Source organism: Ancylobacter sp. TW_SC_1 (genome assembly GCF_056836805.1).
Genome location: NZ_CM166365.1, coordinates 2,361,760 through 2,377,657 on the forward strand (window position 1 = coordinate 2,361,760; position 15,898 = coordinate 2,377,657).

The window sequence follows — 15,898 nt, forward strand, 5'->3', positions numbered from 1 at the left end:
TCGGACCAGTCAGTTCGAAAATGGCACGGCACTCGCATGGACGGTGCCTAAGGAGGGCCGCGATGGGGCGGACCGCCGGTCCTTTTCGGGGAGATCAGGAAATGCTGCGCAAGTCGTCTGGGGGCCTGCCGCTTTTTTCGTCAGGCGTGCTCGATCGGCGGCAATTGCTCGCCCTCGGCGCGGGCGTCGTCGCTCTGACCGCTGCCGGTCGCGATGCCTTCGCCGCCAAGGCAAAGCCGATCAAGGTCGCGGCGATCTACACCGTGCCGGTCGAGCAGCAATGGGTGTCGCGCATCCACAAGGCGCTGAAGGCGGCCGAGGCGCGCGGCGACATCACCTACAAATTCTCCGAGAACGTCGCCAACACCGACTATGAGCGGGTGATGCGGCAGTACTCGCAGGAGGGCGCCGACCTCGTCGTCGGCGAGGTGTTCGCGGTCGAGCGCCCGGCGCGCAAGGTGGCGGCGGACTATCCCGACACCGCCTATCTCATGGGCTCGTCCTTCGGCCCGACCAAGCCGAACTTCTCGGTGTTCGACAATTTCATCCACGAGCCGTCCTTCCTGACCGGCATGGTGGCCGGCAAGATGACGAAGTCGGACGTCATCGGCCTGGTCGGCGGTTATGCGATCCCCGAGGTCAGCCGGCTGATGAACGCCTTCATGGAGGGCGCGCTGTCGGTGAACCCGAAGGTGAAGTTCATCGTCACCTTCATCAACTCCTGGTACGATCCGCCCAAGGCCAAGGAAGCCGCCTTCGCCCAGATCGACAAGGGGGCGGACGTCCTCTACGCCGAGCGCTTCGGCGTGTCGGATGCCGCCAAGGAGCGCGGCGTGAAGGCGATCGGCAACGTCATCGACACGTCGAGCCAGTATCCCGGCACGATCATCGCCTCCGCCCTGTGGCAGATGGAGCCGACCATCGACAAGGCGATCAGGCAGGTGATGGACGGCACCTTCGTCGCCGCCGATTACGGCCCCTACAGCTACATGGCGGAAGGCGGCGCGAGCCTCGCCCCGCTCGACCCCAAGCTGGTGCCGCCGGAGGTGATCGAGCTCGTCCTTCTCAAGGAGAAGGAGATCAAGGACGGCATGTTCCGCGTCAACGTGAACGACGCCGAGCCGAAGTCGACCTTGTGAGGGCCGGGTCGGCCGTCATCCCGGCCCCTCGGGTCTTGCCTCTGGCAAGCCCAAGAGCAAGCTCCGGCGACGCGCGCAGAGCCGGGATCGCGTGCCGAAGGAGCGTCCCACGATCCCGGATCGGCCTTGCGGCCGTCCGGGATGACGCCATGATGGGCCTTTGAAGGCATTTCCATGCACCCCGATCCCCGCCCGCTCGTCCTCTCGCTCACCGGCATCACCAAGCGGTTCGGACCGCTGACGGCGAACGACCACATCGACCTCGACGTGCGCGCGGGGGAGATCGTGGCGCTGCTCGGCGAGAACGGTGCCGGCAAGACGACGCTGATGAGCATCCTGTTCGGCCACTACGTCGCCGACGAGGGCACGGTCTATATCGCCGATGTCGCCGGCCAGCTCAGCCCCCTGCCGGGCGGCTCGGCCGAGGCGGCGCTGCAGGCCGGCATCGGCATGGTGCATCAGCATTTCGCGCTGGCCGAGAACCTCACCGGCTTCGAGAACATCGTGCTCGGCACGCAGCCGCTGTGGAGCTTCGGCCTCCACCGACGCGAGGCGCGCGCCAAGATCGAGCGGCTGATCGCTGGGAGCGGCCTCAATGTCGATCTCGACGTGCCGGTGGCGCGCCTCTCGGTCGGCGAGCAGCAGCGCATCGAGATCCTCAAGGCGCTCTATCGCGACGTGCGGGTGCTGATCCTCGACGAGCCGACCGCCGTGCTCACCCCGCAGGAGGCGGACGGCCTCGCCGCCACGGTGCGCACGCTGGCGGCCAAGGGGCTCGCCGTCATCTTCATCAGCCACAAGCTGCATGAGGTGCTGGCGCTGTGCGAGCGCGTGGTGGTGCTGCGCGGCGGTGCCAAGGTGGCCGACCGGCCGACCGCCGGAGCGGACCGCTCCACCCTGGCGGAACTGATGGTCGGCCGCGCCATTCCCGCGCGCGATCGCCCGCCCGCGACGCCCGGCGCGCCGGTGCTGAGCCTCAGGGGCGTCAGCGTCGGCAGCCCCGGCCAGCGCGACCGGCTGGAGCATGCCGATCTCGAGGTGCGGGCCGGCGAGATCGTCGGCATCGCCGGCGTGTCGGGCAACGGGCAGGGCGCGCTGGCGGCGCTGGTCGCCGGCCTCGCCGGTGCCCGCGCCGGCGAGGTGCTGCTGGAAGGCGCCCGCCTGACCGGCGCCGACCCGGCGGGGCGCGTCGCCGCCCATGTCGGGCGCATCCCCGAGGACCGGCATCGCGACGGCACCATCGGCGCGCTGTCGGTGGCCGAGAACTATGTGCTGGAGACCATTTCCGAGGCGGAGAACCAGCGCGGCGGGCTGATCCGGCGCGGCGATATCCGCGCCCGCGCGGCGGAGGCGATCAAGGCCTATGACGTGCGCTGCCCCGGCCCGGACGCGGCGATCCGCGCGCTGTCGGGCGGCAACATGCAGAAGGTGGTGCTCGCCCGGGTGCTGGAGCGCCAGCCCAGGCTCGTGCTGGCGCACCAGCCGACGCGCGGGCTCGACATCGGCGCCACCACCGACGTGCATCGCCGGCTGATCGCGGCGCGCGGGCGGGGGGCGGCGGTGCTGCTGATCTCCGAGGATCTCGACGAGCTGTTCGCGCTGTCCGACCGCATCGCCGTGGTGCATGCCGGGCATCTGTCGCCGGCGATGGAGGCCGAAGGGCTCGACGTGCGCACCGTCGGGCTGATGATGGCCGGCCATGCGGCGGGGGAGGCAGCGTGATGGGGGGCTCTCAGAACCATCCTTCGAGGCTCGCTGCGCTCGCTCCTCAGGATGACGTGGTTCTTTCGGATGAACGTCATCCCAAGGCGCCCGGCAGAGCCGGGCCTCGAAGGATGGGCGGTTCGGAGTGCCCCTCACCCCGGCCCTCTCCCCGACGGGGAGAGGGAGAAGACGCCGTGGCGGTGGAGCATACCCTCATTTACTTCTCCCCATTGGGGAGAGGTCGGCCCAAAGGGCCGGGTGAGGGGGCGCCGCCGCGCGGATTTTGTCGTCTCAGAACATCAGCCGTCATCCCCGGGCTTGACCCGGGGATGACGTCGCGAAGGCGGCTGGCATCGCAGTCCGGAGCCCGCGCATGATCCGTTTCGTTCCCCGCGAGCGCACGCCCGTCTGGCTCACGCTCGCCGTCTCCATCGGTTCGGGGCTGGCGGCGCTGCTGCTCACCGCCATTCCGCTGGCGATCTCCGGCGCGCCGGTTTTCGCCGCCTTCGCCCTGATGGCGCAGGGCGCGGCCGGCGACGGCTTCGCGCTGGCCGAGACGCTGACCCGCGCGACGCCGCTGATCTTCACTGGCCTCGCCGCCGCCGTCGCCTTCCGGGCGAAGCTGTGGAACATCGGCGCCGAGGGGCAGCTCTATGCCGGCGCGCTGGCGACCGTGGCGCTCGGCGCCGGGCTGATCGAGGCGCCGTCCTATGTGCTGGTGCCGCTGGTGCTGATCGGTGCGGCGGCGGCGGGGGCGGCGCTGCTGCTGGTGCCGGTGCTGTTCAAGACCCGCTTCGGCGCCGACGAGGTGGTGGTGACGCTGCTGATGAACTTCATCGTGCTGCTGTTCGTGCAGATGATGATCGAAGGGCCGATGAAGGACGAGATGGCGATGGGCTGGCCGCAGTCGGCGCCCGTGCTCGACCAGGCGACGCTGCCCAAGCTCGTCGCTGGGCTGCGCCTGCATTGGGGCCTCGTGCTCGCATTGGTGGCCGCCGTGGCGCTGCATGTCTTCATCACCCGCACCGTCTGGGGCTTCCGCATCCGGGCGGTGGGCGAGAACGCCCGCGCCGCGCGCTATGCCGGCCTGCCGGTCGGCAAGGCGATGGCGCTGGTCGGCATCCTCTCGGGCGGGCTCGCGGGGCTTGCCGGGGCGAGCGAAGTGGCGGGGCTCAAGGGCTATCTCACCGCCGACCTCTCACCCGGTTTCGGCTATGCCGGCATCGTCGTGGCGACCTTGGCCAACCTCTCGCCATTGGGCGTCATCCCTGCCGCGATCTTCGTCGCCGGCGTGTTCGTCGGTGCGGATTCGATGAGCCGGGCCATCGGCGTCTCGAACTACCTCGCCGACCTCGTCGTCGCCTTCGCCCTGCTCAGCGTGCTGGTCGGCGGCCTGCTGACGCGCTTCCGCATCGTTCTCGTGCGCCGGGGGACCGCCTGATGTGGGAGGCGCTCGACATCCTCCTCCAGGCCAATTTCTGGGCCGCCACCATCCGCATCGCCACGCCGCTGATCTTCGGCGTGCTCGGCGCGCTGCTGTGCGAGCGGGCCGGGGTGCTCAATCTCGGCATCGAGGGCATCTTCGTCATCGGCGCCATGTCCGGCTGGCTGGCGGTCTATCTCGGCCTGCCGCTGTGGGGCGGCGTGGCGGTGGCGGCGCTCACCGGCGCCGCCTTCGGCCTCATTCATGGCGTGCTGACCGTGCCGCTCGGCCTTTCGCAGCACGTCACCGGCATCGGGGTGACGCTGCTGGCGACCTCGGTGGCCTATTTCGGCTACCGCGTCGCCTTCCCCAATGTGGCGACGCCGCCGCGCATCGAGCCGTTCGCGCCGCTCGACGTGCCTCTGCTCGGCGACCTGCCGTTCATCGGGCCGATTCTGGGTCAGCAGACCGGCTTCACCGTGCTGGCCTTCGCCTGCGTCGGCATTCTCGCCTTCGTGCTCGGCCGCACGCCGCTCGGGCTGGCGATCCGCGCCGTCGGCGACAATCCGGAGGCGGTGGAGGCGCAGGGCCTTTCGGTCGTCGCGTTGCGCATCGGCGCGGTGATGGCGGGCTCGGCGCTGATGGCGCTGGGCGGGGCGTTCCTCACCCTCTCGGCCTTCAACGCCTTCTATTTCGGCATGATCAACGGGCGCGGCTGGGTGTGCATCGCGCTCACCGTCTTCGCCTCCTGGAGGCCCGGCAAGGCACTGCTCGGGGCGCTGCTGTTCGGCGCGCTCGACGCCTACCAGCTGCGCATCCAGACCATCGCCGGCGGCGTGGTGCCGAGCCAGATCTTCCTGATGCTGCCCTATATTTTCTCCATTGCCGCGCTTGTCTTGGTCGCCCGCCGCGCCGACTATCCGCGCGCGCTGATGAAGCCGTACTTCAAGGGCCAAAGGTGAGGCTGGATCCGCGATGAGTGTCGACCTGCTTGTGAAGAACGCCCGCCTGCCCGACGGGCGGACGGGGATGGACATCGCCTGCGCCGGCGGGCGCATCGTCGGCGTCGAGCCGGGCATCGAGGTCGAGGCCGGCCATGTCATCGATGCCGGCGGCAAGCTGGTGGCGCCGCCCTTCGTCGACGTGCATTTCCACATGGATGCGACGCTCTCGCTCGGCCTGCCGCGGCTCAATGAATCGGGCACGCTGCTCGAAGGCATCGCGCTGTGGGGCGAGCTCAAGCCGCTGCTGACGCACGACGCCGTGGTCGCGCGGGCGCTGCGCTATTGCGACCTCGCCGTCAGCCAGGGGCTGCTGGCCATCCGCAGCCATGTCGATGTGTGCGACGACCGGCTGCTGGCGGTGGAGGCGCTGCTCGACGTGCGCGAGAGGGTGAAGGACTATATCGACCTGCAACTCGTCGCCTTTCCGCAGGACGGCTATTTCCGCTCGCCGACGGCGGCGCGGAACCTGGAGCGGGCGCTCGACATGGGCGTCGACGTGGTCGGCGGCATTCCGCATTTCGAGCGCACCATGGCCGACGGCGCCGCCTCGCTGAAGGTGCTGTGCGAGATCGCCGCCGCGCGCGGCCTGCGCGTCGACATCCATTGCGACGAGAGCGACGATCCGCTGTCGCGCCATATCGAGGCGCTGGCCTATGAGACGCAGCGGCTCGGCCTGCAGGGCCGGGTGGCCGGCTCGCACCTCACCTCCATGCATTCCATGGACAATTACTACGTCTCCAAGCTCATCCCGCTGATCGCCGAGGCGGGGGTGCACGCCATCGCCAATCCGCTGATCAACATCACGCTGCAGGGCCGCCACGACACCTATCCCAAGCGCCGCGGCATGACCCGGGTGCCGGAGCTGCGCGCCGCCGGGATCAACGTCGCCTTCGGCCATGACTGCGTGATGGACCCCTGGTACTCGCTCGGCTCCGGCGACATGCTGGAAGTGGCGCACATGGCGCTGCATGTCGGCCAGATGACCTCGCGCGAGGCGATGAACTGGTGCTTCGAGGCGGTCACCGCCAATCCGGCGCGCATCATGGGGCTCGAGGGCTACGGCATCGCGCCCGGCTGCAACGCCGATTTCGTCGTGCTGCAGGCGGCCGATCCCATCGAGGCGATCCGGCTCAAGGCGGCGCGGCTGTTCGTGGTGCGGCGCGGGCGGATCATCGCCGAGGGCGCCCCGCGCGTCTCCGCCCTCGACCTGCCGGGCCGTCCCGCGCTGGTGGATCCGGCGGCCTACGCACCGGTGGCAGGCGTGTAGCCGTCATCCCGGACGGCCGGCACGGCCGATCGGGGAGCGCTCTCGGAGCTTCATCCTTCACGCGATCCCGGCTCCGCGCGTCGCTTCGGCCGGGATGACGTTGCCGCGTCAACGGAGCGGCGGCAGCACGATCACCGTCGGCTGTTTCGGCAGCATCTCGCGCGAGAGCACCAGTTCGGGGCTTTCGCGCCGCTCGATCAGGTAGTCCCTGCCGGCGAAGCGGGTGAGGAAGTTCTCCAGCGTGCCCTCGTTGAAATAGTGCATCGGGATGACGACGGGCGCTTCCAGCGATTTCAGCACCTCGATCATGCCGTCCATGTCGAGCGTGTAGCTGCCGTCCACGGGCGCGAGCACCACGTCGAGCCGGCCCAGCGCGCCGATATCCTCCTGCGTCAGCGTGTGGTGGAGATGGCCGAGATGGGCGATGCAGAGGTCGGCGGCACGGAAGACGAAGATCGAATTGCCGTTGCGGATGGTGTCGCCGCGCCAGTCGCGGATATTGGTCTGCAGGTTGCCGATCCAGAGATCGTCGATGTCGAGATCGTAATGGACGGGATCGCGATCCTCGCGCCAGCCCTTCAGCACATATTCGATGCCGGGGTCGGGGTTCAGCGAGTAATGCGTGGAGTGCGCGCGGTTCATGGTGGCGACGCGCGGCACCATGGCGGGGCGGACATAGTCGTTGTAGTCGGTGGCGACGGTGACGCCGCCGGCGGTCTCGATCAGGAAGGTCGAATGGCCGATATAGGTGAGGCCGACCTGCCGGGACGCGACATAGGCGGCGGGCAGGGCAGACGGGGCGGAGGGCCGGAGGAAGGGATTTTCCGCCACCAGCTTGGGGCAGCGGTCCGCCTGGGCGCTCGCGGGTGTCGCACCAAGGAAGAGTGCCACGCCGAGGAGAAGAGCGGACCAGACGAGTGAGATACGCTGCAAGGGGCGCTGCATGGGCGAGGCTCCGGACTGGCGTCCTCGGCATCATCGACGCTCCCTTGCGTCAGCGCGAGTAACAGTTTCGTGGCGGTGCGCCGTTTCAACCGTCCTCCCGGACGCGCCGTCGGCGCGGTCCGGGATCGGTGACATCGGCGAACGATCCCGGCTCTTCGCTGCGCGCCGGCCGGGATGACGACGGGCCGGAGCGCAGCGAAGAGCCGGGACGACGCGGGGACGGGCGAGGCCCCGTTCAGCGCAGGAACGGATTGGTCCGCTTCTCCAGCGCGATGTTGGTGGCGCTGCCATGGCCGGGCAGGACGGTGAAGCCGTCGCCGAGCGGCAGGATCTTCTCCTTGATGCCCTTGATGAGCAGCGGGCCGTCGCCATAGGGGAAGTCGGTGCGCCCCACCGAGCGCTGGAACAGCGTGTCGCCGACGATGGCGAGGCGGTTGTCGCGGTTCACCAGCACGATATGGCCCGGCGTGTGGCCGGGAACGTGCAGCACCTCGAACGGGACGCCGCCAATGTCGACCGTGTCGCCCTCGTCCAGCCAGCGGCCGGGGGTGACGGCGCGGCCGGGGATGCCGGTGCGCACGCCGTCGGAGGGCAAATTGTCGAGCAGGAACCTGTCGCCCTGATGCGGGCCTTCGATCGGGATGTTCAGCGTTTCCGCCAGTTCCGCCGCGCCGGCGGCATGGTCGATATGGCCGTGGGTGAGCACGATCTTCTCGACCGTCACCTCCAGTTCCTCCAGCGCCGCGAGGATGCGCGGAAGGTCGCCGCCCGGATCGATCACCGCCCCCCGCTTGGTGGTTTCGTCCCACACGATCGAGCAGTTCTGCTGGAACGGAGTGACGGGGACGACGGCGACCTTCAGTTCGGGCATGACGGCTCCTTGGGAATGGCGCCTGGAATGTGGTCGAACATATGCCGCCACGCAAGACGGCGTGCCTTGTGGCCTAACGGCGCCAATGCTATCCCGCCCGCCATGAGCACCGAGCCGATCGCCAACATCCGCAACTTCTCCATCGTCGCCCATATCGACCATGGGAAGTCGACCCTGGCCGACCGCCTGATCCAGATCACGGGCGGGCTGTCCGAGCGCGAGATGTCCGAGCAGGTGCTCGACAGCATGGATATCGAGCGCGAACGCGGCATCACCATCAAGGCGCAGACCGTGCGGCTGTCCTACAAGGCCAAGGACGGCAAGGAATACGTCCTCAACCTCATCGACACGCCCGGCCATGTCGACTTCGCCTATGAGGTGAACCGCTCGCTGGCCGCCGTGGAAGGCTCGCTGCTGGTGGTCGACGCCTCGCAGGGCGTCGAGGCGCAGACGCTGGCCAATGTCTACCAGGCCATCGACAACAATCACGAGATCGTCCCGGTCCTCAACAAGGTCGACCTGCCGGCCGCCGAGCCGGAAAAGGTCAAGGCGCAGATCGAGGACGTGATCGGCCTCGACGCCTCCGACGCCGTGCTGATCTCGGCCAAGACCGGCCTCGGCATTCCCGACGTGCTGGAGGCCATCGTCACCCGTCTGCCGCCGCCCAGGGGCGACCGCGAGGCGCCGCTGAAGGCGCTGCTGGTCGACTCTTGGTACGACGTCTATCTCGGCGTCGTGGTGCTGGTGCGCATCGTCGACGGGGTGATGAAGAAAGGCCAGCGCATCAAGATGATGCAGACCGGCGCCGCCTACGAGGTAGACCGCGTCGGCGTGTTCACCCCGAAGCTGACCGTGATGTCGGAACTCGGGCCGGGCGAGATCGGCTTCCTCACCGGCTCGATCAAGGAAGTCGCCGATACCCGCGTCGGCGACACCATCACCGAGGAGAAGCGCCCGACCGCCGAGGCACTGCCGGGTTTCAAGCCGGCGCAGCCGGTGGTGTTCTGCGGCCTGTTCCCGGTCGACGCCGCCGATTTCGAGGATCTGCGCGCCGCCATGGGCAAGCTGCGCCTCAACGACGCCTCCTTCTCCTTCGAGATGGAGACGAGCGCCGCGCTCGGCTTCGGCTTCCGCTGCGGCTTCCTCGGCCTGCTGCATCTGGAGATCATCCAGGAGCGGCTGGAGCGCGAGTTCAATCTCGACCTGATCGCCACCGCTCCCTCGGTCATCTACGAGATCGAGATGAACGACGGCACGGTGATCGACCTGCACAACCCGGCCGACATGCCGGACGTGGTGAAGATCAAGGAGATCCGCGAGCCGTGGATCCGCGCCACCATCCTGACGCCGGACGAGTATCTCGGCAGCGTGCTCAAGCTCTGCCAGGACCGGCGCGGCAACCAGATCGAGCTGACCTATGTCGGCTCGCGCGCCATGGTGACCTACGATCTGCCGCTCAACGAGGTGGTGTTCGACTTCTATGACCGTCTGAAGTCGATCTCCAAGGGCTACGCCTCCTTCGACTACCAGATCACCGATTACCGCCCCGGCGACCTGGTGAAGATGTCGATCCTGGTCAATGCCGAGCCGGTGGATGCGCTGTCCATGCTGGTGCACCGTACCCGCGCCGAATATCGCGGCCGGGCCATGTGCGAGAAGCTGAAGGATCTCATCCCGCAGCATCTGTTCCAGATCCCGATCCAGGCCTCGATCGGCGCCAAGATCATCGCCCGCGAGACCATCCGGGCGCTGCGCAAGGACGTGACCGCCAAGTGCTATGGCGGCGACATCTCGCGCAAGCGCAAGCTTCTGGACAAGCAGAAGGAAGGCAAGAAGAAGATGCGGCAGTTCGGCCGCGTCGAGATTCCGCAGGAGGCGTTCATCGCCGCCCTCAAGGTCGACGACTGAGCCGACCGGCTACCCAAGCCCGCCATTTCGTGCTGACATTGCCTTCCCTAGGCACTGAAGGGGAGGTTCGGGCATGTACAAGTTTGAAGTCTACAAGGACAAGGCTGGCGAGTTCCGCTTCCGATTCCGGGCGTCGAACGGTGAGAGCATGTTCTCGTCGGAGGGCTACAAGGCCAAGGCATCGGCGCTGAGCGCGATCGAATCGATCAAGAAGAACGCGCCGGGTGCCGAGACCGTCGACATGACCAAGGAAACGAGCTGAGCCCCGCCGGCCGCTTGCGGGGCCCCCGCCGCGCGCCGCAGGAATGAAAAAAGGCCGGGCGCGCGCCCGGCCTTGCCGTTTCAGGAGATCCGCCTTCAGGACGTCCGCCGCGTCAGATCACATAGGGCGGGACGTGGTAGTAGTCGTTGACCTTGCGGTCCCAGTCGCGGTCCTCCCACGTCCCCTCGTTGAGGGTCTTGTGGTGCGGGGCGCCGCGCAGCTGTTCCTCGGTGAGATCGACGACGTAGCCGTCCAGCGCCTCGTCATAATTCAGCAGCGACCACGGCAGCGGATAATAATCCTCGCCGAAGCCGAGAAAGCCGCCGAAGCTCATCACCGCATAGGCGGTCTGGCCGGTGAGCTTGTCGATCATCACCCGCTCGATGGAGCCGACGCGCTCGCCATCGGGGCGGTACACCGCCGTGCCTTCGACCTTGTCGCTGCCGATCAGCGTGCGGGTCTCGCGCGCCTCGAGATTCCGGTGCGTGGTCTGCATCTCATGCCTCCCTTTCTGTCAGCCGTCTGTCGCGGGGGAAACGTCGGCGGCGCCGTCCCGGTTCCCATGCGGCGGCGATTGCGCGCCCGAGGCCGGCTCGGAGGCGCGGGAGAGGCGGGTGGCGCGGGGCGGCGGTGCCCGATATCGTCGCGCCGACATCGAGGGAGAATCACGTCATGTCCGACGAGGCGCGCCATTTCTCCGCGGATCGCCGCACGGTCCTGCGCCTTGCGGGCACGGCCGCGGCGCTGACCGTGACCGGGCTGCTTTCCGCCGCGGCGCAGGAGGCGGAGCTCACCGAGGTCGATGCCCTCAGGCCCGGCCAGTATGTCTGGTATCCCGACCGTGCGCCGGAGGGCTTCGTCGCCATCATCGTCTCGCTGCCGGACCAGCGCTGCTACGTCTACCGCAACGGCGTGCGCATCGGAGCGTCCACCTGCTCCACCGGCAAGGCCGGGCACGAGACGCCGGCCGGCGTGTTCATCATCCTGCAGAAGGACGTGGACCACCACTCCTCGCTCTATAACGACGCGTCCATGCCCTACACCGAGCGCCTCACCTGGTCGGGCGTGGCGCTGCACGCCGGCGGCCTGCCGGGCTACCCGTCCTCGCATGGCTGCGTGCACCTGCCGCTGGAGTTCTCCAAGCTGCTCTTCGCGACCACCCATTTCGGCACGCCGGTGATCATCGCGGACGCGCATTCCCAGCCGGTCGACGTGCTGCATCCCGGCCTCGTGCTGCCGGCCGACGCCAGCGCGGCGATCCAGAAGGACGACCCGAAGAACGCCGACGGCACGCCCGACAAGCAGGCGGCGCCCGACCCGGCGGCGGACGCCGTCACCATGCTCATCAGCGGGGCGGACAAGCAGCTCACCGTCATCAAGGACGGCGTCGTGGCGTTCACCGCGCCGGCCACGATCCGCGATCCGCAGACCCCGCTCGGCAATGTGGTCTACGTGCTGAAGAGCGTCGGCGGCGAGGTGTCGTGGACGGCGCTGTCCTTCGAGGGCAACGGCGCGGCCGGCGGCAAGGCGGCGAGCGCCATCGACCGCGTGACCGTCTCGGCGAGCGCGAACCAGCAGCTCGCCAAGCTGCTGGTGCCCGGCTCGACGCTGTTCATCACCGAGCTGTCGGCCACGCCGGAGAGCCGCTCGGACAAGGATTTCGTCATTCTCTCGCAAGCCACGAGCTGAGGAGCGCGCCATGGCGGGATGGAAGACGGCGCTGGTCGGGCTGGGGCTGATGCTCGCCGGCGCCGCGTCGGCGCAGACGGTCAACCCGGCCAGGCTCGACAGCACGCCGGCCAAGCAGATCTTCGGCGCCGCCCGCGAGCCCGCCTCCTTCGAGGCGCGCGCCATCGGCTTCTATTCCAAGGGCTGCCTCGCCGGCGCCGAGGCGCTGCCGGTGAACGGCGAGACCTGGCAGGCGATGCGGCTGTCGCGCAACCGCAACTGGGGGCATCCCGGCCTGATCGCCTTCCTCGAACGCTTCTCGGCCAAGGTGCCCGGCGTGTCGGACTGGCCGGGCATCCTCGTCGGCGACATGGCGCAGCCGCGCGGCGGGCCGATGCTGAGCGGCCATGCCTCGCACCAGATCGGCCTCGACGCCGACATCTGGCTCACCCCGATGCCGAAGCGCGAATTCACCCGCGAGGAGCGCGAGAAGATCTCCGCCACCATGGTCGTGCGGCCGGACCGGCTCGACGTCGACACCAAGGTGTGGACGCCCTCTCATGTCGCGGTGATCAAGGCGGCGGCGCAGGATGCGTCGGTCGAGCGCGTGCTGGTCAACGCGGCGATCAAGAAGGCGCTGTGCCGCGACGCCAGGGGCGAGCGCGCCTGGCTGCGGAAGGTGCGGCCCTATTGGGGGCACGACTACCACATGCATGTGCGCATCTCCTGTCCCGCCGACAGCCCCGACTGCCGGCCGCAGGACCCGGTGCCCGCGGGCGAGGGATGCGACAGCGCGCTCGACTGGTGGTTCTCCGAGGGAAACCTCCACCCCCAGCCGCCCAAGGTGCCGCCCAAGCCCAAGCCGCCGATGATGATGAAGGACCTGCCCGACGCCTGCCGCCAGGTGGTGCTGGCGCCCTGAGATCCGTCGCTGGTCGTCGTCCCGGCCGAAGGCGAAGCCGTAGAGCCGGGATCGCTCTCCAAGCGTCACGCGATCCCGTATCGGCCTCCGGCCGTCCGGGATGACCTCCGGCCGTCCGGGATGACGATGTGGCGGTTTAACCCCGCCCGTCCTCCAGGATCATCCCGGCGGCCTTCTCGGCGATCATGATGGTCGGCGAGTTGGTGTTGCCGGAGACGATGGTCGGCATGATCGAGGCGTCGGCAACGCGCAGCCCCTGGATGCCGAACACCCGCAGCCGCGCGTCGACCACCGCCGTCGGGTCGGAGGCAAGGCCCATCTTCGCGGTGCCGACGGGGTGGAAGATGGTGGTGCCGATGTCGCCGGCGGCGCGCGCCAGCGCCTCGTCGCTGTCGTCATAGGCCGGTCCGGGCAGGAATTCGTCGGGCGCGAAGGGCGCCAGTGCCGGCTGGCCGACGATGCGGCGGCCGACGCGGATGCTGTCGGCGGCGACGCGGCGGTCCTCCTCGGTCGACAGATAATTGGGCTGGATGCGCGGGGCGCTGGCGCTGTCCGCGCTGGCCAGCGTCAGGGCGCCCCGGCTGGTCGGACGCAGATTGCACACGCTCATGGTGAAGGCGGGGAACTTGTGCAGCGGCTCGCCGAACTTGCCGAGCGAGAGCGGCTGAACGTGGAATTCGAGGTCGGCCCGCTCCTTCTCCTCCCGCGAGCGCGTGAAGATGCCGAGCTGCGAGGGCGCCATGGTGAGCGGCCCGCGCTGGAACAGCGCGAAATCGAGCCCCATCTTCGCCCGGCCGAACAGCGAATGGTACTGCTCGTTCAGCGTCGGCACGCCGGAGACCTTGTAGATCATCCGCAGCTGTAGATGGTCCTGCAGGTTGGCGCCGACGCCCGGCCTGTCGAGCACGACCGGAATGCCGTGCGCGGACAGCTCCGCGCCCGGGCCGACGCCGGAGAGCTTCAACAGGTGAGGGGAGCCGATGGCGCCGGCCGCCAGCACCACCTCGCCGCGCGCATGGGCGGTGCGGGTGACGCCGTTCTGCCGGTAGACCACGCCCGTGGCGCGGCCATTCTCGATGACGAGGCGCTCGGAACGGCAGCCGGTCTCCAGCCGGAGGTTGGGGCGGGACAGTACGGGCTTGAGGAAGCCGCGCGCCGCGCTCCAGCGGAAGCCGCGCTTCTGGTTCACCTGGAAATAGGACGAGCCGTCATTGTCGCCGGTGTTGAAGTCGGGGATCGAGGCGATGCCGGCCTGCCGCGCCGCCTCGCGCACCGTGTCGAGCAGCTTCCAGGTGAGGCGGGGCGCCTCGACGCGCCATTCGCCGCCCGCCCCATGGAATTCGCCGCCGCCGAGATAATGGTCCTCGTGGCGCTTGAAGACGGGCAGGACGTCGTCCCAGCCCCAGCCTTCAAGCCCGAGCTGGCGCCAGTGGTCGTAGTCGGCGGCCTGGCCGCGCATGTAGATCATGGCGTTGATGGCCGAGGAGCCGCCGATGGTCTTGCCGCGCGGATAGTTGAGCGCGCGCCCGTTCAGCCCGGCTTCTGCCTCGGTCTTGAAGCACCAGTCGGCGCGCGGATTGCCGATGGCGAAGAGGTAGCCGACCGGGATGTGGAACCAGATCCAGTTGTCGCGCCCGCCCGCCTCCAGCACCAGCACCCGGTTCTTCGGATCGGCCGAGAGCCGGTTGGCCAGCACGCAGCCCGCCGAGCCGGCGCCGACCACGATGTAGTCATAGGTCTCGGCGTCGGTCATGGCGGGCACCTGTGGGTCGAGGAGAGTGCCCGATAACTGCCGGTCGCGTCCCGCTCCGGCAAGCCGAAATCGCGCGCATGCGTTGTTCGCAAACGCCCGGTCCGGTGCGCGGCGCGGACGCTACTGGCGAAGCTTGCTGGCGAACAGCCCGATGGTCCGGGCATAGACCTCGGCCTTGTTCCAGCCGAGCAGGGCGGAGTAGTTGGCGCTGCCCGGCCCCCAGCCGCCGCCGGCGCGCCAGCCATAGCCGCGCAGGTAGTTGGCGGTGGAAGCCAGCACGTCCGGCACGCTGCGGATCAGGTCGGCGCGGCCATTGCCGTCGAAGTCGACGGCGAACTTCACATAGGAGCTCGCCATGAACTGGGTCTGGCCGAGCTCGCCGGCCCAGGCGCCGCGCATCTCGCCGACGGAGAGATCGCCGCGCTGGACGATGCGCAGCGCATCGAGAAGCTGGGCGGTGAAGAAGGCGGAGCGCCGGCAGTCATAGGACAGCGTCGCCAGCGAGCGGAACACCGGCATCTTGCCCTGGTTGACGCCGTAATCGGTCTCCAGCCCCCAGATCGCCACGACGATCTCGCCCGGCACGCCGAAGCGCTGCTCGATGCGCTGGAGCGTCGCGGCATGCTGCTTGAGCAGGGCGCGGCCCTTGGAGATGCGGCCGGAACTGATGCGGTTCGCCGCGAACTGCTCGAAGCTCTGCTTGAAGTGCTTCTGGTTGCGGTCGAGGCGGATCACCTGGGTGTCGTAGGTCAGCCCGTCGAGCGCCCGCAGCGCGCCGGGCGAGAGGCCCTGCGCCGCCGCCGCGCCGCGAAAGTCGCGCAGCCATGCGTTGAAGCCCGCGCCGTCATTGCCGCAGGGCGCCGCCATGGCCGGCAGCGCCGCCAAGGGTGTGAGAAGGGCGAGGGCGAAGCCGCCGCGCCGCAGACGCCTGAAGATGCTCTCGATCATCGCCGTCCCCCGTTGAGGCCAGTTTTCCGCAGCATGGCCGAGGCAGATGAAGAGACGGTATCCGCATCGCGTCAACCGCCGGTT

Annotated in this window: 14 protein-coding genes; 9 read left to right on the forward strand and 5 right to left on the reverse strand. The window is 68.8% G+C overall.

Translation table 11 applies throughout. The features are described from left to right. Positions 1-101: 101 nt before the first annotated feature. The 5 genes from AC1PZ7_RS10915 to AC1PZ7_RS10935 all read left to right on the forward strand — a co-directional run bounded on the left by AC1PZ7_RS10915 (position 102) and on the right by AC1PZ7_RS10935 (position 6,537). The gene (locus AC1PZ7_RS10915) at positions 102-1,139 is read left to right on the forward strand and encodes a BMP family protein (RefSeq protein WP_482359488.1); all 1,038 of its coding nucleotides are present in this window, start codon (positions 102-104) and stop codon (positions 1,137-1,139) included. A gap of 174 nt (positions 1,140-1,313) precedes the next feature. Continuing rightward, positions 1,314-2,861 carry an ABC transporter ATP-binding protein gene (locus AC1PZ7_RS10920; protein WP_482359489.1) on the forward strand — a complete coding sequence of 516 codons (1,548 nt, stop codon included), beginning with the start codon at positions 1,314-1,316 and terminating at the stop codon, positions 2,859-2,861. A 355-nt stretch (positions 2,862-3,216) separates the two neighbouring features. Further along, a complete protein-coding gene (locus AC1PZ7_RS10925; protein ID WP_482359490.1) occupies positions 3,217-4,284 on the forward strand; it encodes an ABC transporter permease in 1,068 nt (355 codons plus the stop codon). Next, entirely contained in the window at positions 4,284-5,228 is a 945-nt protein-coding gene (locus tag AC1PZ7_RS10930) for an ABC transporter permease (RefSeq protein ID WP_482359491.1), read from the forward strand. Before AC1PZ7_RS10925 ends, AC1PZ7_RS10930 begins: the two co-directional genes overlap by 1 nt. 13 nt (positions 5,229-5,241) lie before the next feature. After that, positions 5,242-6,537, forward strand: coding sequence for an amidohydrolase family protein (locus AC1PZ7_RS10935; protein WP_482359492.1), 1,296 nt, complete (start codon positions 5,242-5,244; stop codon positions 6,535-6,537). Positions 6,538-6,645: 108 nt separating this feature from the next. Here AC1PZ7_RS10935 and AC1PZ7_RS10940 read toward each other — a convergent pair whose 3' ends face one another. Beyond that, a complete protein-coding gene (locus AC1PZ7_RS10940) occupies positions 6,646-7,482 on the reverse strand; it encodes an MBL fold metallo-hydrolase (protein ID WP_482359493.1) in 837 nt (278 codons plus the stop codon). A gap of 235 nt (positions 7,483-7,717) precedes the next feature. Beyond that, positions 7,718-8,353, reverse strand: coding sequence for an MBL fold metallo-hydrolase (locus tag AC1PZ7_RS10945; protein WP_482359494.1), 636 nt, complete (start codon positions 8,351-8,353; stop codon positions 7,718-7,720). A gap of 102 nt (positions 8,354-8,455) precedes the next feature. Here AC1PZ7_RS10945 and lepA point away from each other — a divergent pair, with 102 nt between their 5' ends. Then, positions 8,456-10,261, forward strand: a complete 1,806-nt coding sequence (gene lepA / locus AC1PZ7_RS10950; protein ID WP_482359495.1) for a translation elongation factor 4 — start codon at positions 8,456-8,458, stop codon at positions 10,259-10,261. Positions 10,262-10,334: 73 nt separating this feature from the next. After that, entirely contained in the window at positions 10,335-10,523 is a 189-nt protein-coding gene (locus AC1PZ7_RS10955) for a YegP family protein (RefSeq protein WP_482359496.1), read from the forward strand. 112 nt (positions 10,524-10,635) lie between these two features. On the opposite strand, the gene AC1PZ7_RS10960 is transcribed toward AC1PZ7_RS10955, so the two are convergent. Beyond that, positions 10,636-11,019, reverse strand: coding sequence for a PRC-barrel domain-containing protein (locus AC1PZ7_RS10960; RefSeq protein WP_482359497.1), 384 nt, complete (start codon positions 11,017-11,019; stop codon positions 10,636-10,638). A 176-nt stretch (positions 11,020-11,195) separates the two neighbouring features. Here AC1PZ7_RS10960 and AC1PZ7_RS10965 point away from each other — a divergent pair, with 176 nt between their 5' ends. Both AC1PZ7_RS10965 and mepA read left to right on the forward strand, forming a co-directional pair. Then, a complete protein-coding gene (locus AC1PZ7_RS10965) occupies positions 11,196-12,212 on the forward strand; it encodes a L,D-transpeptidase (protein ID WP_482359498.1) in 1,017 nt (338 codons plus the stop codon). Positions 12,213-12,222: 10 nt separating this feature from the next. Beyond that, positions 12,223-13,113: a penicillin-insensitive murein endopeptidase gene (mepA, locus tag AC1PZ7_RS10970; RefSeq protein WP_482359499.1), complete on the forward strand. Its 891-nt coding sequence runs from the start codon at positions 12,223-12,225 to the stop codon at positions 13,111-13,113. 136 nt (positions 13,114-13,249) lie between these two features. Here the strand turns inward: mepA and AC1PZ7_RS10975 are convergent, their stop codons facing one another. Together AC1PZ7_RS10975 and AC1PZ7_RS10980 are read right to left on the reverse strand one after the other, a co-directional pair. After that, positions 13,250-14,866 carry a GMC family oxidoreductase gene (locus AC1PZ7_RS10975; RefSeq protein WP_482359500.1) on the reverse strand — a complete coding sequence of 539 codons (1,617 nt, stop codon included), beginning with the start codon at positions 14,864-14,866 and terminating at the stop codon, positions 13,250-13,252. Between the two features lie 120 nt (positions 14,867-14,986). Further along, positions 14,987-15,814: a lytic murein transglycosylase gene (locus AC1PZ7_RS10980; protein WP_482359501.1), complete on the reverse strand. Its 828-nt coding sequence runs from the start codon at positions 15,812-15,814 to the stop codon at positions 14,987-14,989. Between the last annotated feature and the right edge of the window lie 84 nt (positions 15,815-15,898).